This is a genomic window from Bosea sp. Tri-49 (assembly GCF_003952665.1).
GTDB lineage: Bacteria > Pseudomonadota > Alphaproteobacteria > Rhizobiales > Beijerinckiaceae > Allobosea.
The window spans coordinates 5,241,037-5,263,519 of the sequence record NZ_CP017946.1 but is presented as its reverse complement, the minus strand read 5'-3'; the positions used below and the strand labels follow the sequence as shown (position 1 = coordinate 5,263,519).

General features: G+C 62.4%; 20 protein-coding genes. 17 read left to right on the top strand and 3 right to left on the bottom strand.

What is annotated here, in order from left to right; all coding sequences use genetic code 11:
* Positions 1-139 precede the first annotated feature (139 nt).
* From BLM15_RS25360 to BLM15_RS31480, 10 genes are all read left to right on the top strand, one after another.
* Positions 140-1,690 (top strand): ABC transporter substrate-binding protein, encoded by a 1,551-nt coding sequence (locus BLM15_RS25360; protein WP_126115350.1) that lies wholly within the window; start codon positions 140-142, stop codon positions 1,688-1,690.
* Positions 1,687-2,538, top strand: a complete 852-nt coding sequence (locus tag BLM15_RS25355; RefSeq protein WP_126115349.1) for a metallophosphoesterase family protein — start codon at positions 1,687-1,689, stop codon at positions 2,536-2,538. The genes BLM15_RS25360 and BLM15_RS25355 overlap by 4 nt, the downstream gene beginning before the upstream one ends.
* A 66-nt stretch (positions 2,539-2,604) precedes the next feature.
* Positions 2,605-3,354 carry an FkbM family methyltransferase gene (locus BLM15_RS25350; protein ID WP_126115348.1) on the top strand — a complete coding sequence of 250 codons (750 nt, stop codon included), beginning with the start codon at positions 2,605-2,607 and terminating at the stop codon, positions 3,352-3,354.
* A 153-nt stretch (positions 3,355-3,507) separates the two neighbouring features.
* Positions 3,508-4,848 carry a nucleotide sugar dehydrogenase gene (locus BLM15_RS25345; RefSeq protein WP_126115347.1) on the top strand — a complete coding sequence of 447 codons (1,341 nt, stop codon included), beginning with the start codon at positions 3,508-3,510 and terminating at the stop codon, positions 4,846-4,848.
* A 187-nt stretch (positions 4,849-5,035) separates the two neighbouring features.
* Positions 5,036-6,244, top strand: coding sequence for a glycosyltransferase (locus BLM15_RS25340; protein WP_126115346.1), 1,209 nt, complete (start codon positions 5,036-5,038; stop codon positions 6,242-6,244).
* Positions 6,189-7,646, top strand: coding sequence for a glycosyltransferase (locus BLM15_RS25335; protein WP_164547638.1), 1,458 nt, complete (start codon positions 6,189-6,191; stop codon positions 7,644-7,646). Before BLM15_RS25340 ends, BLM15_RS25335 begins: the two co-directional genes overlap by 56 nt.
* A 101-nt stretch (positions 7,647-7,747) precedes the next feature.
* A complete protein-coding gene (locus tag BLM15_RS25330) occupies positions 7,748-8,866 on the top strand; it encodes a glycosyltransferase (RefSeq protein ID WP_236846425.1) in 1,119 nt (372 codons plus the stop codon).
* A complete protein-coding gene (locus tag BLM15_RS25325) occupies positions 8,863-10,131 on the top strand; it encodes a glycosyltransferase family protein (protein WP_126115343.1) in 1,269 nt (422 codons plus the stop codon). Before BLM15_RS25330 ends, BLM15_RS25325 begins: the two co-directional genes overlap by 4 nt.
* A 331-nt stretch (positions 10,132-10,462) precedes the next feature.
* Entirely contained in the window at positions 10,463-11,554 is a 1,092-nt protein-coding gene (locus tag BLM15_RS25320) for a class I SAM-dependent methyltransferase (protein ID WP_126115342.1), read from the top strand.
* 44 nt (positions 11,555-11,598) lie between these two features.
* A complete protein-coding gene (locus BLM15_RS31480; RefSeq protein ID WP_164547637.1) occupies positions 11,599-11,739 on the top strand; it encodes a hypothetical protein in 141 nt (46 codons plus the stop codon).
* Positions 11,740-11,915: 176 nt separating this feature from the next.
* On the opposite strand, the gene BLM15_RS25315 is transcribed toward BLM15_RS31480, so the two are convergent.
* From BLM15_RS25315 to BLM15_RS25305, 3 genes are all read right to left on the bottom strand, one after another.
* Positions 11,916-13,004 carry a TylF/MycF family methyltransferase gene (locus BLM15_RS25315; RefSeq protein WP_236846424.1) on the bottom strand — a complete coding sequence of 363 codons (1,089 nt, stop codon included), beginning with the start codon at positions 13,002-13,004 and terminating at the stop codon, positions 11,916-11,918.
* A gap of 239 nt (positions 13,005-13,243) precedes the next feature.
* Positions 13,244-14,692, bottom strand: coding sequence for an ABC transporter ATP-binding protein (locus BLM15_RS25310; RefSeq protein ID WP_126115341.1), 1,449 nt, complete (start codon positions 14,690-14,692; stop codon positions 13,244-13,246).
* Positions 14,682-15,482 (bottom strand): ABC transporter permease, encoded by an 801-nt coding sequence (locus BLM15_RS25305; protein WP_164547636.1) that lies wholly within the window; start codon positions 15,480-15,482, stop codon positions 14,682-14,684. The genes BLM15_RS25310 and BLM15_RS25305 overlap by 11 nt, the downstream gene beginning before the upstream one ends.
* Positions 15,483-15,696: 214 nt before the next feature.
* Here BLM15_RS25305 and BLM15_RS25300 point away from each other — a divergent pair, with 214 nt between their 5' ends.
* Genes BLM15_RS25300 through BLM15_RS25270 form a run of 7 tightly spaced genes read left to right on the top strand, consistent with a single transcriptional unit; the run spans position 15,697 to position 22,407 of the window.
* Entirely contained in the window at positions 15,697-16,554 is an 858-nt protein-coding gene (locus BLM15_RS25300) for a dTDP-4-dehydrorhamnose reductase family protein (RefSeq protein ID WP_236846423.1), read from the top strand.
* A 27-nt stretch (positions 16,555-16,581) separates the two neighbouring features.
* The gene (locus tag BLM15_RS25295; RefSeq protein WP_126116356.1) at positions 16,582-17,595 is read left to right on the top strand and encodes a polysaccharide biosynthesis protein; all 1,014 of its coding nucleotides are present in this window, start codon (positions 16,582-16,584) and stop codon (positions 17,593-17,595) included.
* A gap of 2 nt (positions 17,596-17,597) precedes the next feature.
* Complete coding sequence (wecB, locus tag BLM15_RS25290) at positions 17,598-18,722, top strand: non-hydrolyzing UDP-N-acetylglucosamine 2-epimerase (RefSeq protein ID WP_126115338.1); 1,125 nt, start codon at positions 17,598-17,600, stop codon at positions 18,720-18,722.
* 16 nt (positions 18,723-18,738) lie between these two features.
* Positions 18,739-19,872: a glycosyltransferase gene (locus tag BLM15_RS25285; RefSeq protein WP_126115337.1), complete on the top strand. Its 1,134-nt coding sequence runs from the start codon at positions 18,739-18,741 to the stop codon at positions 19,870-19,872.
* Entirely contained in the window at positions 19,869-20,885 is a 1,017-nt protein-coding gene (locus BLM15_RS25280) for a glycosyltransferase (protein ID WP_126115336.1), read from the top strand. Before BLM15_RS25285 ends, BLM15_RS25280 begins: the two co-directional genes overlap by 4 nt.
* Positions 20,882-21,790 (top strand): glycosyltransferase family 2 protein, encoded by a 909-nt coding sequence (locus BLM15_RS25275; RefSeq protein WP_164547635.1) that lies wholly within the window; start codon positions 20,882-20,884, stop codon positions 21,788-21,790. Before BLM15_RS25280 ends, BLM15_RS25275 begins: the two co-directional genes overlap by 4 nt.
* Entirely contained in the window at positions 21,790-22,407 is a 618-nt protein-coding gene (locus BLM15_RS25270; RefSeq protein ID WP_126115334.1) for a glutathione S-transferase, read from the top strand. Before BLM15_RS25275 ends, BLM15_RS25270 begins: the two co-directional genes overlap by 1 nt.
* The last annotated feature ends 76 nt before the right edge of the window (positions 22,408-22,483 follow it).

Below are 22,483 nucleotides of genomic sequence, written 5' to 3'. Positions count from 1 at the left end.
CATCGCAAAGGCGGATCGACCCGAGCACGGAACGCCAACTCGCCCGCTTTGTGCAAGGGCTCGATAGCGGTCATCTGCGAGCATCGTCACATCGCTGTAACCGCGGGCAACCAGCGTCGCGGCTCCCAAAGGAGCCACCATGGTCACCCGCCGCAACCTTCTCGCAGCCGGCCTCGCCGCGCCCGCCTTCCTGCCCGGATTGGCGCGGGCGCAGGCCGATACGCGCCCGGTGCTGCGCGTCGCCGTTCAGGCGTTGCCGCCGACGCTGGAGCCGTTCGAGGCGATCTCGAATGTCGGGCTGCGGTCCACCTACAATGTCTTCGACACGCTCTGGCGTCGTGATTTCAACCGCGAGGCCGCGGAAGGCGGCCAGCACCTGCTGCCGCATCTTGCGACCTCGCTACGGCAGCGCGACCCGCTGACCTGGGAGGCGAAGCTACGTGACGGCGTGCGCATGCATGACGGCAGCGTGCTCTCGGCCGAGGACGTCCTTTCGACCTTTTCGCCCGAGCGCATGTACGGCAAGGAGGTCCAGCACCATGAGGGCCGCGTCAATTTTGGCCACCTCACTGCGGTGGAGGCAGAAGGGCGCGATACGGTCGTGTTCAGGACCGCGACTCCCGACGTGGCGATGCCGCAGCGTCTGGCCGCCTATGGCGGCTGGATCCATTCGGCGAAGTTCTACAAGGAGCAGGGCCTCGCCGGCATGCGCCAGAAGCCGGTCGGCAGCGGCCCCTATCGCATCGCCTCGTTCCAGCGCAACCAGCGCCTCGTGCTCGAAAGCCATGACGATTACTGGATGGGCCGCCCCGCCGCGCGCCAGATCATCCTCATCGCCGTGCCCGAAGCCTCGACCCGCCTCGCCGGCCTGCATGCGGGCGATTTCGACCTCGTCACCAACCTGCTTCCCGAACAAGCCGAAACCTTCCGAGGCAGCCCGACGCTCGAGGGCATCGAGGTCGTGCTCGATCTCGCCCATATCCTCTATTACGACACCCGCAACCCGGTGGTGAAGGATGCGCGCGTCCGGCGCGGGCTCAACCATGCCGTCGACATGGAGACACTCGGCAGATCGCTCTGGGGGCCGAACTTCCAGCGCATGGCGGCACTGCAGACGCCGGCCTTCGGCGACTATTACGACGCCGGCCGACGCGGCCACGTCTACGACCCGGATCTCTCTCGCAAGCTCCTGAACGAAGGCGGCTACAAGGGCGAGGAGGTCGTGATCCGGATCGCGCCGGGCTACTACCTGCAGATGGACCTCGCCGTGCAGGTGGTCCAGCAGATGTGGGAGGCGGTCGGCGTCAGGAGCCGTCTCGAAACCGTGGAGAACGTCGCCCAGGTCATTCGCCCGGGCGCCGATGTCCGGCCGATCTCGGTCTCGTTCCGCTTTCCCGATCCGCTCGGCGGCGGGCTGATGGTCAATTTGTCGAAGGACTATTCGACCCAGAAGAGCGGCTTCTGGCAGCCGGTGAAATTCAACGCGATCAGCGACGAGCTCAAGCTCGCGACCGATCCGGCCGAGCGCAAGCGGCTTTGGCTGGCGCTGATGGACGAATACGAGGCGGAGGCGCCAGCGCTGACGCTCTATCAGGTCCGGGAATACTTCGCGAAACGCCGCGATATCAGGTGGAACCACTACCCGCTCTACTACATGGATTTCCGCCCCTTCAACCTGAGCTTCGCATGACCCGCGTCATCGTCCTCTCCGATCCGCATCTCTCCCCGACGCACGGCTTCTTCTGGCCGAACTGGCAGCTCGCCTGCGATGCCGCGAGCCGGATCGAGGCTGCCTGCACCATCGTCAACGGCGACCTTTGCATCGACGGGCCCGATAGCGACGCCGAAATGGAATTCGCTGCCAGGGCGCTGGCCGCGCTGCCCGGCACCGTGCTGCCACTGCCCGGCAATCACGACATCGGGGACGAGCCGCCGGGTCAGGATCCGAACCAGATCGTCGACGAGGCTCGCCTCGCCCGCTGGGACAACGCCATCGGCGCCGATCGCTGGCGTTTCCAGCTCGATGGCTGGACCCTGCTCGGCGTCAACGCACAGCTTTTCGGCTCCAGGCTTGCCCGCGAAGCCGAGCAGAACGATTGGCTCGATGCGATGCTCACGGGAAGCAAGGGCGACCGCGTCGCGCTCGTCCTGCACAAGCCGCTCTTCGTCGAGAGCCCGGACGAGGCGCTGCCCAGCCCCGCTTCGCTCTGCCCGGCTCCGCGCGGCGAGCTGATACAGCGTCTCTGCAAGGCAGATATCCGGCTGATCGTCAGCGGCCATTTGCACGCGCATCGCGATCGCAGCATCGACGGTCTGCGCCATCTCTGGGTACCCTCGCTCGCCTTCTCCGGCAGTCACGGGCTCGACGGCGACGTGCGCTGCGGCTTTGCGGTGCTCGACTTCGATGGCGATCATGTCGGCGTCGAGATCATCAGGCCGGAGGGCCTCGTCTCGCATGACCTCGCCGCGATCAAACAGCATGGCCGCTACCGCTTCCTGCGCGAGATGCCGCCCTCGCCGCCGCGGCTCGCGGCCTGAGTGCCAACTGGCGCTTCTGACGAGGCCCGACTAGCCTTGTTCCGGGCAGCAGGCGCAAGGGCGGCAATGACGAAATCCGAATTGGACGAGCGCCGCTTCGACCCCGCGGTCGCCTATGAGATGGCGACCAACTCGCAGATCGAGCAGGAACGCTGGGTCTTCGCCATGTGCAATGGCCGACGTGACGGCCGTTTCGCCGAGATCGGCGCCTTCGACGGTGTGCTGCACAGCAACAGCTATTTCCTCGAAAGCGAGCATGGCTGGCAGGGCGTCTGCGTCGAACCGAACCCTGCCCTTTTCGCCCGATTGAAAGAGAACCGCAGCGCCGTGTGCCTTGAGCGGGCGGTCTATCGCGAGTCCGGCCAGGTCCTGTCCTTCATCCCCTCCCAGGAGATCGGCACGCTGGCGGAATTCGCCGGCCATGACCGCTATGCCGAGGATCGCGCCCAGGCAGCCGCGACGCATGGGCTGATCCAGGTCGAGACCATCAGCTTCGCCGAGATCGCGACGATGGGCGATTTCGGCGAAACCGGCTTCGACTACGTCTCGCTCGACACGGAGGGGTCAGAGCTCGATATCCTGCGGACCATCGACCTTGCGGATCATCGCATCGCGCTCCTCACCATCGAGCACAACTTCGTCGAGCCGAGGCGCGAACAGATGCGGCTTCTGCTCGCCGAGGCCGGCTACGACCGGCTCAATGTCGGCTTCGACGACTGGTATTGGCACCCCGCCATTCTGACCGAACGGAACCACGGCGTGGTTGTCGACCACAGCGAGATCAACCGGTATTTTAAGAGTATTTTCAAAGACTAAGACTGGCTGCGGTACGTTCTGGCAAAACAGCTGGATGCAGAGCAGGGCCATGTCGCGAATGCCCCGGCTGATGTTGACCTGGTTTAGCAACTCTGGAAGAAGCACGCCCAAGGCAGGCCAGCGGCCGATCTTGCCGCAATTCCGGGATGCACTGTGACCTCGCCAGCCGCACAGCGATTCATCGAACGCGCCAACGACCGCTCCATCGTGGTCGGTATCGTCGGCCTCGGCTATGTCGGCATCCCGCTCGCACTCGCGGCGCTGCACAAGGGCATCAAGGTCATCGGCTTCGACATCGACCAAAAGCGCGTCGACGATCTCAATGCCGGCCGCAGCGCGATCAAGCACATCCCGCTAGACCTGATCGCCGAGGGCGCCAGGGCCGGCAGCTTCGTCGCGACCACCGACTTCGACCGCATGGCCGAGCCCGACGCACTGCTGATCGCCGTGCCGACGCCACTGACAAAACATCGCGAGCCAGACCTCTCCTATGTGGTCAAGACCACGGAGGAGATCAGCACCCGGTTGCGCAAAGGCCAGCTCGTCGTGCTCGAATCGACGACCTACCCCGGCACCACCGACGGGGTGATGCGGCCTATCCTGGAAAGGGCGAGCAGGCTGACAAGTGGCGAGGAATTCTTCCTCGCCTTCTCGCCGGAGCGCGAGGATCCGGGCAATCCGGACTTCGGCACCTCGACGATCCCAAAGGTCGTCGGCGGCGACGGGGCGGATGCGCTCGCCATGGCCCTCGCCCTCTACGGCGCGCTCGTCGTCAAGGCCGTGCCAGTCTCCTCTACCGCGACTGCGGAAGCGGTAAAGCTGACCGAGAACATCTTCCGCGCCGTCAACATCGCCCTCGTCAACGAATTGAAGACCGTCTACGCCGCCATGGGCATCGACGTCTGGGAGGTGATCGATGCCGCCAAGACCAAGCCCTTCGGCTTCATGCCATTCTATCCGGGCCCAGGCCTCGGCGGCCACTGCATCCCGATCGACCCGTTCTACCTGACCTGGAAGGCGCGCGAGTTCGACGTCACCACCCGTTTCATCGAGCTCGCCGGCGAGATCAACACGGCGATGCCGCATTGGGTGGTCGACCGCGTCGCGGAGGCGCTGGACCGGCAGCAGGGCCGTGGACTAAGCGGGGCGCGTATTCTTGTGCTGGGTATCGCCTACAAAAAGAATATCGAAGACACCCGCGAAAGCCCTTCGTTGAAGCTCATTGAGCTCTTGGAAAAGCGAGGCGCGCAAGCCGACTACCATGACCCGCATGTTCCGGAACTACCTCCAACCCGCAAGCATGGCAATCTTGCTGGACGCGCCTCGATTCCACTGACAGCCAACATCATAGCGAGTTATGATGCCATACTGATTGCAACAGATCATGATGCGGTCGACTACCGAGCTCTGGTGGAAAGCGCTAAACTGATAGTCGACACTCGAAACGCCTGTGCCAGAGCAGGGTTTACTAGCAATACGATCGTAAAAGCCTAAATTGAAACGAAACCGTGACCAACGCGGATTAGAATACTCCTGCTGTGTGGGGCATTATTTGCAAGAGCATTCTTAGACACCCTTCCTCGGCTGGGCAGGAATCATTGACGGCGCAGGTAGGCTGGTGCTATGCGCTCGGTTAACCGGAGTTGGTTACTTTGCCTTCCCAGCACGTATTAGGCAGTACATGAATCGCCTGGCCATCGTCACAACTGCTGCACCACCCTCCGCTAGCGGTCAAGCGCGAGTTTTGAGCTTACTTTTAGCACAAGAACGCGACGAACGTTGTCATGTTTTTCTATCCGACCAATTACAAGCACTTGATTCTGGCGAAAGAAAATTTGGCCACTACGTTCCGTTGTCTGCACCGAGATTCCAGATGGTCCGAACGCTCGGGAACGAACATATCCAGCGCTTCAACAATTATGCCGGGCTAGTGCGAGACGTCCTGACGCGCGCAACCGAAATCGCAAGTGCCGTCAAGGAACATCCGGTACAGGTGGTTGTGGGATGCAGCGGCAACCCCTTCGATCTTCCGGCCGCGGCTATCGCCGCAAAACGCCTAAAGCTACCCTTCGTCGCCTATTTGTTCGATGATCCTGTCTACCAGTGGGAGAAGGGTGTCTATCGCTCACTAGCGCGGTTCTGGGAGAAGCGGTGGGCAGCACGCGCCGCAAAGGTGATTGTCCCCAATGAGGTGCTGGCCGAGGACGTACGCGCTCGCGTTCCCGGCGCTTCCATCGCCATCGTTCGTAATCCCGCCGATTTGGCACAGATCGAGCCCGGTGATATGGTCGCTGGCGAGGCGCGGCATGCAAACCCTCCGCCAACCGCCCAAGCTCCCTGGATAGTGCTGTATACTGGTTCGGTGTATAGCGCACAGGCTAGCGCCTTCCGGAATTTGGTCGCTGCGCTGGAGCGAACCGGGGGACGCTTCCATCTTCATGTCTACACGGCGCAGAGCGAGACGCAGGTTCGCGACAACGGTCTTATCGGCCCCTTCGTCCACCGTTTCGACCACCTGCCGCAGGAGCAGGCACTGCTGCGCCAGCGCGAGGCCGACATTTTGTTCTTACCTCTTGCTTTCGAATCTCCGATCCCTGAAGTCGTACGCTCGTCAGCACCCGCCAAGGTCGCGGAATATCTTGCTTCGGGACGACCTGTTATCGTTCACGCACCGCGCGGGTCATTTGTCTCGTCGTTTTTCACGGCCCGTGAGGCAGGGCTGGTGGTCGACCAGCCGGACATTGATGCGCTCGCCCAGGCCCTGACCCGGTTGAGCGAGGATGCGACATTGCGGGCCAATCTCGTCGCCAACGCACGGGCCGCGGCGACAGAATTTGGCGTCGATCGCGCCCGCGCAGCTTTTTCGGCTGCGCTCGCAGAGGTTGGGTAAGATGGGGCCTGTGTTGGATGGAAGACGCCCTCGCATCCTGTTCGTGGCGATGCATCATTCCGTGCATACGGCGCGTTGGATCGAGGCTCTTCTCGACGCGGGCTTCGACCTGCATTTGTATCCGGTCGACCCCGCGCCTCCACACGCTTACATCCGCGGTCTGACATTCCACGTGCCGACGCCGGCGTCGCCCGTTGTCGCTGCGCCACGGGTCTCGCCCGGCAGGCGGGCGGCGCGCTTTCTGCGACATGCACTCAAGGATCCGTCGGACGCGATCCGCCTGCTGCGGGAGAAACTCGCTCACCGTGCGGCGACGCCGCCCGCGCCGCAGCCTCCGCCGCGTGCTGGAGATCCTGTTCGCATTCGTCCCGTTCCGTTCGATGGCGACGATCCGCAGGCGCGGGTGCGGCTCGGCCGCCCCGACGAAAGCGCGGAAACAATCACGGCGCTTCATGGCCCGCAGATGCTGGCCGAAGTGATCGCCGATGTGCAGCCGGACCTCATCCACTCGCTGGAATTCCAGCACAACGCCTACCTCGTACTGGCAGCGCGCGATCTCATGCTTGCGGAAAATCTGTCGCGTGGCTTCCCGCGCTGGCTGGCGACGAATTGGGGCAGTGATATCTATTACTTCGGCCGCGACGAAGCGCATGCGCGTCAAATTCGGCGAGTATGCGAGGCGATCGACCTCTATTCTTGCGAATGTCGCCGCGATCTCGCGCTCGGACGGAGCTTTGGTTATCGAGGCCCCGAATTGCCGGTTCTGGCCAATTCAGGCGGCATCGACGTCGATACTGCCCAACGCTTGCGCGGCGAAGCTCCGCCATCACGGCGCAAGCTCATCATGGTCAAGGGTTACGATCATTTTGCCGGCCGTGCCATGGTCTCCCTTGCCGTGCTTGAGCGTTTCGCTGACCGCTTGAAAGACTATGAGATCGTCATGTTTTCAGTCGGCGCTCGTCCCCGAGCCCGCGCGCTCGAATTGAAGGCCGCTGGTGTCCTCAACATCCGCGTCATCGATCTCGCCACCCATGACGAGATTTTGGAATGCTTCGGACGGGCGCGCGCCTATTTGGCAGTCAGCATTTCCGATGGAATCTCGACCTCGATACTCGAGGCGATGCTGATGGGAGCCTTTCCGATTCAGACCAACACGTCGTGTTGCGAGGAATGGTTCGTGCAGGGAGAGACCGGCTTCGCCGTCTCTCCCGATGATTTCGAGGAGATCTGCGCGCGGTTCGAACGCGCGCTAACGGACGACACCCTGGTCGACGACGCGGCGCCGCGCAATCTTGAGATCATCCGGTCCCGCCTCGATCAGTCGGTCATGAAACCGGCCATTCAGGATTTCTATCGTCAAGCGCTCGGCGTGCCGTTCCGCGATGGGAGTGAACGACGCTGAAAGTTCTTCAGATCAACGCAAGCGACATCATCGGTAGTCGTTTCAATAATTTCGACATTCGCCATCTGCTCGCCGCGGATGGCATCGAGTCCACGCATCTCGTGTGGAGCAAGCTCAGCGACAGCCCCGATTCCCAGCTCTTCTTCGACCTGCCTGGCGCGCGCCTGGCCAACAGGGTCATCAATCGGATCGAAGCGAAACTCTCGATCCATTCGCGGCTGCAATGGCAGGCTTACGCGCTGGCGTTGTCGGAAGCCTATCGCATGGCCGATCTGGTCCATTTCCACATCATTCATGACGGCTATTTCAGCTTGGACGCCCTGCCTTGGCTGACCCGCGGCAAGCCGAGCGTGTGGACCTGGCACGATCCCTGGCCCATGACGGGGCATTGCATCTATTCCCTGGAATGTCAGCGGTGGCTGGAGGGGTGCGGGTCGTGTCCCTCGCTCGACCTGACCTTCCCGATGCGCAAGGACCGCACGGCCGAGCAGTTCGCCTGGAAGAAGCGCATCGTCGCCAAAAGCCGCGCGCAGATCGTGGTCGCCTCCCGCCACATGCGCGACATGGCTGCGCGGTCCCCGATCGCCGCGGGTCAAAATATCGAGGTCATTCCCTTCGGCATCGATCTGACACGCTTCCGTCCGGTCGATCCGCAGCCGGCGCGATCCCGTCTGGGAGTGCTGCCAGGCAGGGTGGTACTCGGCGTGCGTGCTTTTGCCGACAGCCCGTTCAAGGGGTTCGAATATGTCGTCGAAGCCCTGCGCCAGCTACCCGACACGGGCGTCCCTCTGACCATTCTGACGACCCATGGAAAAGGGCACCTCAACGAATTCATCGGGCGCCATCAGATCATCGATCTCGGCTGGGTCAATGACGGCGCGACCATCATGGATACCTTCGCTGCCACGGATATTTTCCTGATGCCTTCGACGGCCGAGGCCTTCGGCATGATGGCGATCGAGGCGCTCGCCTTTGCCAAGCCGATCATCGTTTTCGAGGGCACTGCGCTGCCCGAAGTTGCCGGAGCGCCGGATATTGCGATCGCTACCCCGATGCGCGATGCCGCCTCCCTGTCAGCGGCGATCGAACGCCTCGTCCGGTCTCCCGAAGAGCGCCAGCAGCGCGGCGCGGCGGGCAGGCTCTGGGCGGAGGCTCGTTACAGCGACGTCGATTTTGCGCGCAGGATGGCGGCTCTTTATCGAAAGGTAGCCCAGGGATGACGCGCGAGGCGCCAAGGAGGCGCATCCTTCTCCTGACCGACATCCCCCCATGCAGCAATTTGACTGCCGGGATCGTGACGGCGCAGATGTGTCGGTTCGTTCCGAAGGACGAGCTTGCGATCTTCTGCGTCATGAATCCGTATCTTGAGCCCAAGCTCTATGACGATCTTGCCGGCATCGAGATGAAGGTGGTCCGCAAGCCCACCGAATTGCAGCATCGCACCGTCTACGGCATCAGGGTGGGGAGAGCCGGTGCGGCGGCGATCGAGGCGGTCAAGCGCATGGCGCTGCCCCGCGGCCTCATCCGTCAGGCGATAGCTTATGGCCGGGCGGTCGGTGCGACCGATCTATGGGCGATCCTGCAGGGGCAGACGATGGTCCGCATCGCTGCGCCAGTGGCACGCGGGCTCGGGGTGCCGCTGCGCGTTCACGTCTGGGACCCTTTGCGCTGGTGGCTCGACGCTCACGGGGTCGATCCTATCAATCGCCGGCTCGACCTTGCCCTATTCGATCGCACATTGCGTCAGGCTGCCAGTTGCGCGGCAGCATCGGTGCCGATGGCGCAGCATTATGAGGAGCGATATGGCGTTCCCTCGACGGCGGTCATCGCCTCGATCGATCCCGAGCTCGCGCAAGCGCCGCCGCCGAAGCTTGTCAGCAACGACAGCGTCGTCATCGGCATGGTCGGCCAGTTCTATGCCAGCGAGGAATGGGAAAAGCTCGTAATAGCCCTTAATCTTGCGAAATGGCGAGTGGGGCAACGCAAGGTCGTCCTGATGACCTTCGGCCATGAGCGGCCGCCAACCGACATTCCCGATGGGCATCTCAAATTCATGGGCTGGATGGATCAACCCGAAGTGATCCGGACGATCGCCCGGCATTGCGACATTGCCTATTGCCCTTATCCGTTCGCGGAAAGGATGGCAGAGGTCTCGCGCCTCAGCTTCCCGTCCAAGGTGCCCACCTATCTGGCGGCGGGGCGGCCGATTCTGTTCCACGGCCCATCCTACTCAGCGCCGTACACCTATCTGCAGGAGCGCGCCGCAGCCTATCTGTGCCGCGATCCCTATCCGGCGGCGGTCTATAACGGCCTTGCCCATCTGGTCGAAGATAGCGAGCTATACGAGACGACAGCGCTCGCAGCGAGGCGCGCGTTTCTTGCCGATTTCACGCTGCCGCAGATGGAACGCGCAGTACGCCAGTTTCTGGGCTACGACGTTGGCCTGTCAGGAGCAGACTCACAAATTCGATATGACGCCACCTGACGATGGGAGGCGCCGCGTCTCCGGGGGTGTCGCGATATTTATGAGCGGGATTAAACGGCGATAGCGGCGAACTTTGCAGACTTATGCGTTTGACTGGCAAGTTGTCATATCTGGCTGCGAATGATCTGAGCTGTTTGGGCTTGTTGGCGACATCCTAGGCTCAACATCCACGCCAGGCCCAGATCAACCCGCATCTGAGCAGAATGGCAACGTCCTTGCGTTTCGATCCATCCTTGTGAAACTCTCGCCCTTCAAAGAGACGAAACTCGAGCTTCTCCTGTATATAGCAGCCACGCTTCAACCCTCGATAAATGGGATACGAGTAATCGTGATGGTATTGCGCCAGCTTGCCCGCGGGACCGCTCGCCTCTTCCCGCCACTTCGTCGCCTGCATGATTTTGCCCTACAGGCGGAGGCGGGGCGGATGGCCGCGAGGCGTGAAGCCGACAAACTGGCCGCCCAGCTCAGCGCGTTGCGTACGCAGTTGAGTCCAGAACAGCTGGCAGCTGCGGGGATTGATGACGAAGTGCGCCCAGCGCTAGGTGCACTGACATCAAGGCCTGAGCTCTCGGCGGAAGAGATCAACCGCAACGCGCATTGGCTATATCTAAAGAATCGCCGTCAGCTGATCGAGCTGGACTTTCCTGTTACCCCAAAGGTGCGACATGGCCATGGTCAGCCACCTGAGGCACTTATGCTGGCCCGGCTGACGGCTTGCTCGGATCATTTTGCTTCGCAGATGCGTATGATACTGCCTTTACTGGAGCCGATGCTGACCATTCCCAGCGATCCCATCGCAGATGCAAGCGAGCCGAATTGGGTCAATCCAGCTTTCCCCGCCCTGGACGCGATGGCGCTTTACGGAATGATAGCGCTTCACAAGCCGGAACGCCTGATCGAGATCGGTTCAGGTTTTTCTACGAAGTTTGCCAGGCGCGCGATCCGCGACCATCGCCTCGATACGCAACTCATATCAATTGATCCGGAACCGCGAGCCGAAATCGATGATATCTGCGACGAAGTCATTCGGGCGCCACTGGAAGAAGTCCCGATATCATTTTTTGAAACTCTGACTTCGAAAGACATGGTATTTTTTGATGGAAGTCACCGGTCGTTTCAAAATAGCGACGTGACTGTCTTTTTCAATGAAATACTCCCTCGCTTAAAAAGCGGAACTGTATTTGGAATACATGATATATTCTTGCCGGACGACTACCCTCCCGCATGGCTGGAATGGTATTTCAATGAACAGTATCTCTTGGCATCTTGGTTGCTTGCTGGCGACAAGCTAAAGCCTGATTTCGCCGCTTATTTTATCGGCGAAACCCCAGACCTGCACGCTATCTTCGCATCCATGTGGAGCCATCCGAACCTTGTCGGGGCAAACCACAACGGGGGGGCATTTTTTTCGACAATCTCCTGACAGATGGTCAAGCTGTCGCTTGTCTTCATGTCTGGAGGGCTCGGATGGTGTGGCAGCGTAATCCCGCGCATCAACAGGACCACGCCATGCTTCCGATTAATGGCACCGGAAACAGTTCCGGCGACGACGACGATCGGCTGGCTGTGGTCGCTGGCGAACTGGTCACCGGCGATGGCATCGTCTGAGTATTCGATCTCGGCGGAGTGCCAGACGATACCCTGCCTGAACCACAACCGGACCGAACTCACCGAAGGGCGCAACCAAGAACCAACTCAGATCGAGCGCACGCAACGCAACAGTCAGAATGGCCAAGCCGTGGTCAGCGTCAGATGCTTACCTGATCTGTGAGCCGCCCCATGCTTCACAGGGGAACGCGCCACCAGACCGCAGCGCCGTCCACGGGCTCCATCGGGGCTTCGATGCCATGCTGTCCACGAAAATCGTGGATGGCCTTGGCGCAGGGCTCAAGCACGTAGTCGTCCACGATGACGAAGCCGCCGGGTGACACTTTGTGATAGAGCGCGTTGAGCGCATCCACTGTGCTCTCGTACATGTCACCGTCGAGCCGTAGCACGGCCAATCGGTCGATCGGTGCGACCGGAAGCGTGTCCTTGAACCAGCCTTCGAGAAAGACGACCTGCTCGTCGAGCAGCCCATATCGGCGAAAATTCCCGGCGACGTTTTCACGCGAAATAGCGAGTTGATCATAAGTATGGTGGATGTCGCCCGCATCGGCTGGATTGTGTGTCGCATCGGGTTCGGGCAGGCCGCGGAAACTGTCGGCGACAAAGACCTTACGATCCTTGGCACCGTAGGCTTCGAAAATCCCCTTGGCATAAATGCAGGCGCCACCACGCCAGACGCCGGTTTCAATGAAGTCGCCCGGAATGCCCTCTTCCAGTGCCTGCGTCGTCAGCATCCGCAAATTGCGCATGCGCGCGGTTCCGATCATCGTGATCGCCTGTTCCGGCCAGTCGCGGCCGATGGCGCGCAGCGAGGGATCGAACTTGCGCTCCGTCCAGGGTGCTTGCGAGGCATCCTCGATCAGCAGGCCGGTCAGAGATGCTTCCAGCAGGTCGAGATAGAGTTCTGCCGCGCGCCCCTGGCGTCCAAGGGCGCCGGTATCTCCTCCCAGCAACCGGCGCCCGACGCGGGCTACGGCCTCCTCCTGGCGCGCACCCACGCCAAGGATCTGGGCTGAGACATTGTCCAGCTTCACGGCAGTGGAATCGTGATAGACACCGATCCGCTGGAGCAAGAAGTTGACTTGGTCTTCCATCGTCGCCTTCACGGCCAGTTCCTTGACCAAGGCGTCGCGCTCTTCGCGCAAGGCGTCGCGCTCTTCGGCGGCCTTGCGCGCCTCCTCGCGCAAGGCGTCGCGCGCACGCGCTTCCTCGCGCAAAATTGGAAGACTGCGCACAAGGCGGCTGGTGAAAGAAGGCTGCGTCACTGAACTACCCATCGCTGCGCACTCGACTCGGGCAAAAAATCGAGCGCTCGCATCATCAACTCGGCGGGGAGAGCCCAAACTTTCGCCGCCACTCGTGAATCACAAAATACCGTCAGTTCTATACAGCCCATCGTCGAGATGGCGAATCCAGACGCAACGTTGGGGGCTGTTAGGGAACCAACAATCTTCGTAGCGGCCAGCATCAATCGGCGGAGGCGCTGGCTAGACATTCATAGGCCTCAAGCATCGCTCGATTCTTTCGACTGCTGCGGCTCGACAGGAGCGATCTCGACGCGGTCCATCTCGACTGCGAACAGGACGCCGTTCCGGAAGGGCGAATGAACGTCGAACATCAACGCATCGTGCATCCATTGATGCTGCACATGATTCTCCAACGTTCCGGAAGCGCAGGCGGCGGTCACCGAATAGCGTCCGGACGCGAGCGCTGGCAATCGAAACGCGAAGGTCGTCTCGAGTGTCTGGCCGGCACGTGCCGTGATCGGCTTGTCCAGGGTCTTAAGGAAAGTGTTGTCGCCGAGGATCGGCTGGCCGAGGCGGTCCTTGACGTGGAAGCCCACGATCGGCGCCTCGATATCCTCGATCACGGCGACGTCGATGAGAACCTGCACATTCTCCCCACCCTCGATCCAGTGAAGCGGGGAGCCGTCGGCATGGGTGAGGACGACGCGTTGGATCCGCGCCTTGCCGCTCCCGAAATCGGCGCTATTCGCCATGGTGTCGAAGATGGCCGGACGGTCAGGCTTGGGCGGTTCGGGGAGCGAAGCGCGCTTCGGCTTCGCCTCGGGCGGCACTTCCTCGCCTGTCGTCGCCGGCGCATCGGCCGGGCGCGCATTCGCCTTGCCGCGCGACCGTGGGATCGGCTGATCCGACAGCCCTTGCGCCTGGCTCATGATGGCGGCCGAATAGGCTTCGCAGACATCCTTGGCGGAGCCCTGCATCACCAGATCGCCCTTGTCGATCCAGATCGCGCTGTTGCACAAGCTCATCACCGCGCCGGTGTCGTGACCGCAGAACAGCACCGTTCCGCGTTCCCGGAACTGCCGCAGCCAGCGCAGGCATTTCTGCTGGAAATAGGCGTCGCCGACCGCCAGCGCTTCGTCGATGATCAGCACGTCCGCATCGACATGGGCGATCACCGCGAAGGCCAGGCGCATCGCCATGCCCGTCGAATAGGTCTTCACCGGCCTTTCGATGAATTCGCCGATATCGGCGAAGGCGAGGATGTCGTCGAACCGGTCCTGCGTTTCCTCGCGACTCATGCCGAGGATCGAGGCGTTGAGATAGACGTTCTCGCGACCGGTGAATTCGGGATTGAAGCCAGATCCTAGTTCGAGCAGAGCCGCGACGCGCCCGTTGACTCGTGCCTCGCCCTCGGTGGGCGCTAGGGTCCCGCACACGAGCTGCAGCAGAGTGGATTTGCCCGATCCGTTGCGGCCGATGATGGCCAGGCTGTCGCCGCGCGGAACCTGGAAGCTGAGGGAGTTGAGCGCCCAGTGATCGGTGTAGTAATTCTTCTCCGGCCATTTCAGGCCGAACGAGCGCAGGGCTGGCGCCATCGCCCGCCGCAAGCGTGGCACCACGGCCTGGGCCAGCCGGTCGGATGGGCTCCGGTAGATGTGGTAGGATTTCGCAAGCCGCTTGGCCTCGATCGCGATCTCAGAGGACATCGGCGAAACCTACGCGCAGACGATTGAAGACCCAGAACGCTGCGGGCAGGCTCACCAGCGCTGCCAGCCACAAAAATGCCAGGATCTGCCAGTCCGGAGCTCGGCCGAACAATAGCACATTGCGGGATTCCTCGACCACGATGGTCAGCGGGTTGAGCAGCATCACGGTGCGGAAACCGGGAGGAACCGAGGAGATCGGGTAGAAGATCGGCGTCAGGAACATCGAGGCCGTGACGATGAAAGTCACAATCTGTCCGATATCGCGGAGATAGACGCCCAAGGCCGCAAGTACGTAAGCCGTCGCGAGCAGCAACAGCAGATAGGGAATGATGATCAGGATGAAGAGCGGCGCGGTCGCCTCGACCTGGCCGCTGTGCAGGAGGTGCCCCAGCACGACGATGAGCAGACCGAAACCTGCTGTGATCAGGGCGCCCAAGACGACAACTATGGGCAGGATGCCGAGCGGGAAGACGACCTTCTTTACATAGCTGCTATGGGCGAGGATCAATCCCGCAGCCCGGTTCAACGTCTCCGCAAGCATGGAGTGCAACAGGACGCCGACGAGCAAGATCAAGGTGAAATTGGCATCGGTCCCATCCTGTCCGGTTCCCCAGCGCGTACGAAACACGGCCGAGAAGACAAAAGTGAAGATCAGAGCGGTCAGGAGCGGAGTCAGGAATGCCCAACCGACCCCAAGTACGCTGCCACGATAACGCGCCTCGAAATCACGCATTGTCAGGCGCAAAGTCAGTTCCGTCGTTTGGCGCAGATGATCGCCCCAACTCGTCAACGCTTCAATCCTTGGATCCCAGCCGCATATGATCGTCGGCCGCGGCGCCCCTTTAGCACCTCGTATCTGCGTCCCGCAAACGCGTTCTGCTGCACTGCAAGCCGGCCGGCTCGACAATCCCGGACCGGTTGAGTAAATCCTGCTCGCTTTGGTGGACCCGGCCGATACGTCGACGACGGAATGACGCCATTTCACCGTTTGGGCGGAGATGCTCTTGACCAAAATTCTCATTCTCGGCGCGGCGGGCATGCTCGGCAATGCCGCCTACCGGCTCTTTGCCGCCTCGCCGGGTTTCGAGGTCGTCGGCACGATTCGCGGCAGTGCGCCGGCCGGACTTATACAGAGTTCAACCGCCCGCCTGCTGGGGGGGATCAATGCAACCGATCAGGACGGCCTCGTCCGGATGATCGGCGAGACGCGACCCGACGTGGTGATCAACTGCATCGGCGTCGTCAAGCAGCTCTCCGCCGCCAAGGACTCGCTGGTCTCCATCACGTTGAATTCGCTGCTGCCGCACCGTCTCGCAGAACTTTGCGCGGCGGCAGGGGCGCGTCTCGTGCACGTCTCGACGGACTGTGTTTTCGACGGCCGTAAGGGAGACTACAAGGAAACGGACCTGTCGAACGCCGAAGACCTCTACGGCAAGAGCAAGTTCCTCGGCGAGGTCGACTATCCCAACGCGATCACGCTGCGCACCTCCATCATCGGACATGAGCTCAATTCTGCCCATTCGCTGGTCGACTGGTTCCTGAGTCAGCCCGGCCCCGCGGTGAAGGGCTATCGCAAGGCGATCTACACCGGCCTGCCGACGGTCGAACTGGCGCGTATCATTCGCGACGAGGTCATTCCACGCTTGGAGATGCGCGGTCTCTGGCATGTCGCAGCCGACAAGATCAATAAATTCGAGCTGCTGAAACTGGTAGCGCAGGAATATGGAAAGGCGATCGAGATCGTCCCCGACGACGCGGTGGCGATCGACCGCTCGATGGACGGCTCACGCTTCCAGGTGGCGACGGGATATGTGGCTCCGGCTTGGCCGGAGCTGATCGCACGCATGCGCGCCGCACGTTGAGCGTGCCAGGAGAGAGTGACCTATCCCATGGATATCAAGGGCAAGACCCTGCTCATCACGGGCGGAACCGGATCCTTCGGCAACGTCGTTCTGCGCCGCTTCCTGCGCGAGGGCATCGGCGAGGTCCGTGTCTTCAGCCGCGACGAGAAGAAGCAGGAGGACATGCGCCTCGAGCTGAAGAATGATCGCGTCAAATTCTATATCGGCGACGTGCGCGAGCCCGACAGCCTGCGCGCTCCGATGCGTGGCGTCGACTTCATCTTCCATGCCGCGGCGCTGAAGCAGGTGCCCTCTTGCGAGTTCTACCCGATGGAGGCGGTGCGCACGAACGTCCTCGGCGCGAGCAACGTGCTCGAAGCCGCCATCGACGCCGGCGCTCAGCGTGTCGTCGTGCTGTCTACCGACAAGGCGGTCTATCCGATCAACGCCATGGGTATCAGCAAGGCGATGATGGAGAAGATCACGGTCGCCCGCGCCCGCCTGCTCGCCAAGAGCGATACCACGCTATGCGCCACCCGCTACGGCAATGTCATGGCCTCGCGGGGCTCGGTGATCCCGCTCTTCGTTTCGCAGGTGAAGGCGGGCCAGCCGATCACCATCACCGATCCGAACATGACGCGCTTCCTGATGTCGCTCGAGGAATCGGTCGATCTGGTCATCTATGCCTATCGTAACGCCGAACAGGGCGACATCTTCATCAAGAAGGCACCCGCCTCGACCATCGGCCACCTCGCCGAGGCGGTGATGCAGATCTTCGACAAGCGCGTTCCGGTCAAGGTAATCGGCACCCGCCACGGCGAGAAGCGCTATGAGTCGCTGGTTTCGCGTGAGGAGATGGCGCGTGCTATCGATCACGGCGGCTATTACCGTGTCCCGCAGGACGATCGCGATCTCAACTACGCCAAGTATTTCGTCGAGGGCGAAAGCGCGATCTCAATGGCGGAAGACTACACCTCCGACAATACCGAGCTTCTCGACGTCGAGGGGGTGAAGAAGCTGCTTCTCGGTCTCGACTATATCCAGGCTGAGCTGCAGGGCTAGACATGCGCAAAGTGATGTCGATCGTGGGCACCCGCCCCGAGCTGATCAAGATGTGCCGCGTCATTGCCCTGCTCGACGAGCAGACGCAGCATGTCCTCGTCCATACCGGCCAGAATTACGACTATGGCCTCAATCAGGTGTTCTTCGAGGATCTCGACATCCGTAAGCCCGACCATTTCCTCGAGGCGGCGGGCGGCTCGGCGATCGACACCATTGCCGAGGTGCTCAAGCGCTCCGATGCGGTGATGGAGCAGGAGAAGCCCGACGCGGTGCTGATCTATGGCGACACCAATTCAGGCTTGGCAGTGATCGCGGCGAAGCGGCGAAAGATTCCGGTCTTCCACATGGAGGCCGGCAATCGCTGCTTCGACCAGCGTGTTCCCGAGGAGCTCAACCGCAAGGTCATCGACCATCTCTCCGACATCAACATGACGCTGACGGAGCATGCCCGGCGTTATCTGGTTGCCGAGGGCCTGCCTCCCGAGCTGACCTTCAATGTCGGCTCGCATATGCATGAGGTGCTCGAGCATTTCCGTCCCCGCTACGAGGCTTCCGACATCCTCGCCCGGCTCGACCTGACCGAGCGCCAGTTCTTCGTGGTCTCCAGCCATCGCGAGGAAAACGTCGACAGCGAGCGCAACCTCGCCGACCTGCTCGACTCGCTGAAGGGGTTGGCCGAAACCTATGATTGGCCGGTGATCGTCTCGACCCATCCGCGTACCCGCAAGCGGCTGGAAGCACTCGGCGAGACCGAGCTCGATCCGCGCATCCGTTTCCTGCCGCCCTTCGGCTTCCACGATTATATCAAGCTGCAGATGACGGCGGGCTGCGTCGTTTCCGACAGCGGCACGATCACCGAGGAAAGCTCGCTGCTCGGCTTCCCCGCCGTGACCATCCGCCAGGCGCATGAGCGCCCCGAAGGCATGGACGAGGGCACGCTTGTGATGTGCGGGCTTACGCGCGATTCGGTGCTCGATTCGGTGCGCTTCGTCATGCGCACCCACGCGGCCGGACTCACGCCGCGGCCGGTCGCCGACTATGTCGCCGGTCCTGTGTCGCGCAAGGTCGTCGCCATCGTTCTGAGCTATATCGACTACGTCAATCGCACGGTCTGGCGCAAACAGTGAGGCGGGAGGGCGCGGCATGGCCGGGCTGAAGATCCTGCATGTTGCGCCTCATCTGCGCCAGGGCGGAGCCGAACGGCTGCTGTTCGAACTCGCGACGCATCCTTCGGACGGAACAACACACCATGTCGCGCTTATGCAGGACGAGGTGTTTTTCGACCGTTCCGGCCTGCATATCGAGGATCTCGGCTTCGACCTGAAACGGCGCTTCGGAGCCTTGACCCATCTGCCGGCTTCACGCCGGGGCCTGCGCGCCCTGATCGAACGGCTCAAGCCCGACGTCGTTCAGGGCTGGCTCTATTACGGCGCTTTTCTCAGCCTTGCCGTAGGCAATCGCACGCCGGTCGTCTGGTCGATCCACAACACCACCTTCCCGCGGCTTGCTGCCAATCCACTGCTGCATCTGGTCGACCGTGTGCTCGCCGCGCGCTCGCGCAATCTCCCGGATGCGATCGTCTATTGCGCTGCATCCGCGCGAGCTTTTCACGAGGCGCGCGGCTACGCGCCGGAGCGCGGCCTCGTCATCGACAATGGCGTCGACTTCGCTCTCTTCCGCCCCGACTTGGCCCGGCGCTCGGCGCGTCGGGCCGGTCTGGGCCTTGCCGACAATGCCTTCACCGTACTGCTGAGCGCCCGCAACGACCCGCAGAAGGACCTGCCCAATTGCCTAGACGCTTTCGCGCTGTTCCGGCGCGAGACGCCGGAGGCGCGATTGTTGCTGGCGGGGCGCGGCATGGACGATTCGGATACGGCGCTGCGTGCCATGATCGCTGCGCGCGATCTCGAACCCGCCGTCCTCTTGCTCGGGGCGGTCGCTGACATGCCGGGCCTGCTCGACGCCGCCGACGCCGTTCTGCTCGGCTCGCGCTATGGCGAGGCCATGCCCATGGCATTGCTCGAGGCACTGGCGATGGACAAACCTATCGCCGCGACCCGCGTCGGCGACATCGGGCGGTTGCCCTGTCCGGGCGAAGCGTTGGCACCGCCCGGAGACCCGCGATCGCTGGCTTCCGCCTTGACCTTCGCGCGCATCGGAGATCCGCGCTGGGCGGCGTCCTTTGCCGAGACCCGCGCGCATTACGGGCTCGACACGATGACACGTGCCTATGACGCGCTCTATCGCCGCCTTGCTGCGCAGGAGCCCGCGCCATGACATCGGGACCCCGGCTCGCTGTCGTCACACCGGTCTTCAACGGCGCCGACTATATCGTCGAGACGGTGCGCTCTGTCGCAGAACAACTGCGTCCCGGCGACCGCTACGTGGTGGTCGACGACGGCTCGACCGATGATACGCGGGCTCGCCTCACCGCTGCCGACGCGCCGATCGATCTCTTGGCACAGGCCAACGCCGGTGAGGCGCAGGCCGTCAACGCCGGAATTGCCCGGGCGGCCTGCGATATCGTCGGGATCGTCAACGCCGACGATCCAATCCTGCCTGGCCTCCTCGACGCGGTGCGGGCTGCCTTCCGCGACGACCCGACCCTCGATGCCGTGTATCCCGACTGGCTCAAGATCGACGCAGACGGGCGTCAGCTCGCGAGGATTGCGGTACGCGATTACGACTATGACGTGCTGCTCGGCCAGCATTTCTGTTTTCCGGGCCCCGGCGCTTTCTTTCGAGTCGGAACTCTCGCCGGTGAACCTGTACGCGACGCCCGCTCCTCGCTGATCTCCGATTACGATTTCTGGCTGCGCTTCGGTTTGCACGGGGCGAAGGTGAGGCGGCTGCCATTCGTGCTCGCGACCTGGCGGTTGCATGCCGGCGGTACGACCAGACGCGGCCAGGGGCCACGTCTTGCACGCCAGAGGATCGAGGTGGTCGAGCGCCTGTTATCGCGCCCTGATGTTCCTGCCCATATTCGCGAGCTCGGCCCTCAAGCGCTTAGCGCCGCCTATTATCATGCTGCGCTTGTTGGCCTTCGTACCCCGGACACACCGGCACTGCGCTATGCCTTGAAATCATACTTGCTGAAATGGCGCTGGGCCGAGCCCGTCGTCGCCACTCAGCGCCGCGCTGTCGGACATCTTGCCTACGCCGCAATGCAACCTCTGTCAGGCTGGTTGCACGCATTCGCATCTCCTCTGCTCCCCGCTCGTTTCGGCAGACAGGCAGTTCTCGACCAGACTTTTGGCCTCGATCCTTCAGCGCGGAAGGAAGAACCATGATCGTGCCCGCCCCGCATGTCAGCGTCGTGATCCCGATGTTCAATCGCGTCGCCACCATCCGGCGCGCGATCGACAGCGCCCTGGCACAGAGCTTTCGCAATATCGAGGTGATCGTCGTCGACGACGCATCGCGCGATGAATCCGTCGCGATTGTCGCAGCGATCGACGATCCGCGCCTGCGAGTGCTGCGCCGCGAACAAAATGGCGGCGCCTCAGCGGCGCGCAATACCGGCGTTGCAGCGTCGCGCGGGTCGTTGGTCGCCTTTCTCGATTCCGACGACGAGTGGTTTCCGCGCAAACTCGAAATCCAAGTTGCGGCGCTGGAAGCCGCGCCGGCTCATGCCGGAGTGTCCTGCACCGGCGTGGAAATGCACCTGCTCGATCACGCAATCACGCGTCTGCAGCCGCTCGAGGACAGCCCCGATTGGGCGCGGCGGCTCGCAATGAATTGCGACCTCAGCCCCGGCACGACGCAGCTCACGCGCCGTGCCGTGTTCGACGTCATTGGACCACTCGATGAGACCTTGCCGCGTTTCGAGGATTGGGACTGGTTGATCCGGTATACGCGCACCGGCTCGATCGTTGCGGTTCGCGAACCGCTGGCGCGCGTCTATAATCGCCGCGCGCGGCTCGGCGAGGTTGTCGAGCATTCCGCGGAGCTCTTGCTTGCGAAGCATCGCGGTGTCTTCGACGCCCTCGCGCCAGCCGACCGCCGTAAGGCAGTGGGCGACATCTGGTTGCAGGCTGTCGGCACCTATGCCTTCGAGGGCAAGCTCGGCGCTCTCTTGCGCCCGGCTGCGGCTGCCTTCGCGCAGCGGCCTCTGCGTACGCTCGGCCGCCTCGCCAGCGGAGCCGCAGCGGTGGCACGCGGACGGTTGGCGCGCACGGTGAAAGATCGCAGCTGATGATCCTGTACTGCGCCCCTATCTCCCCTTTTGCCCGCAAGGTGCGCATGCTGACGCGCCACCTCGGTTTCGAAGGAGATGTTGAGGAGCGCTTTGTCGATACGGCAGCGCCGGACGCCACCTTCTTCGCTGCCAACCCACTGGCAAAAATTCCGACACTGGTCACGCCGCAAGGTCAGGCGCTTTTTGATTCTGCCGTGATTGCCGCCTATCTCGACGCGCGCGCCGGCAATCCTCTGACTCCGCCCGGTGAAGCCTGCTTTGCTGCGAAAGCCTACGAGGCGTTGGCCGACGGCGTTATGGAGGCGATCGTCCTCATCGTTTACGAACGGCGCTGGCGCGAAGAAGCAAAGCGCGAGCCGCGCTGGGTCGCGCATCAGGAAGCCAAGATCGCGCGGGGTCTGACGCGCGCAAGCGAGACCGTAGTTCGCCCTGGCCATCAGCTCCAAATAGGCGACTTTTCCTTGGCTGCAGCGCTTGGCTACCTCGATCTTCGCTTCGAAGGCACCTGGCGGGCGACCTTTCCCGACCTGGAGGGTTGGCTCACCGACTTCGCCGCGCAGGTCCCTGCCTTCGAGGCGACGCGCTATCACGCTTCCTCCCAGAGGCGTGCATAGAGCATCAGCCCTGAGCCTGCTCCGGTTGAATGGCCTGTTCCAATCTATTGCATGGCCGATTTGAGAGGGTCGCGCT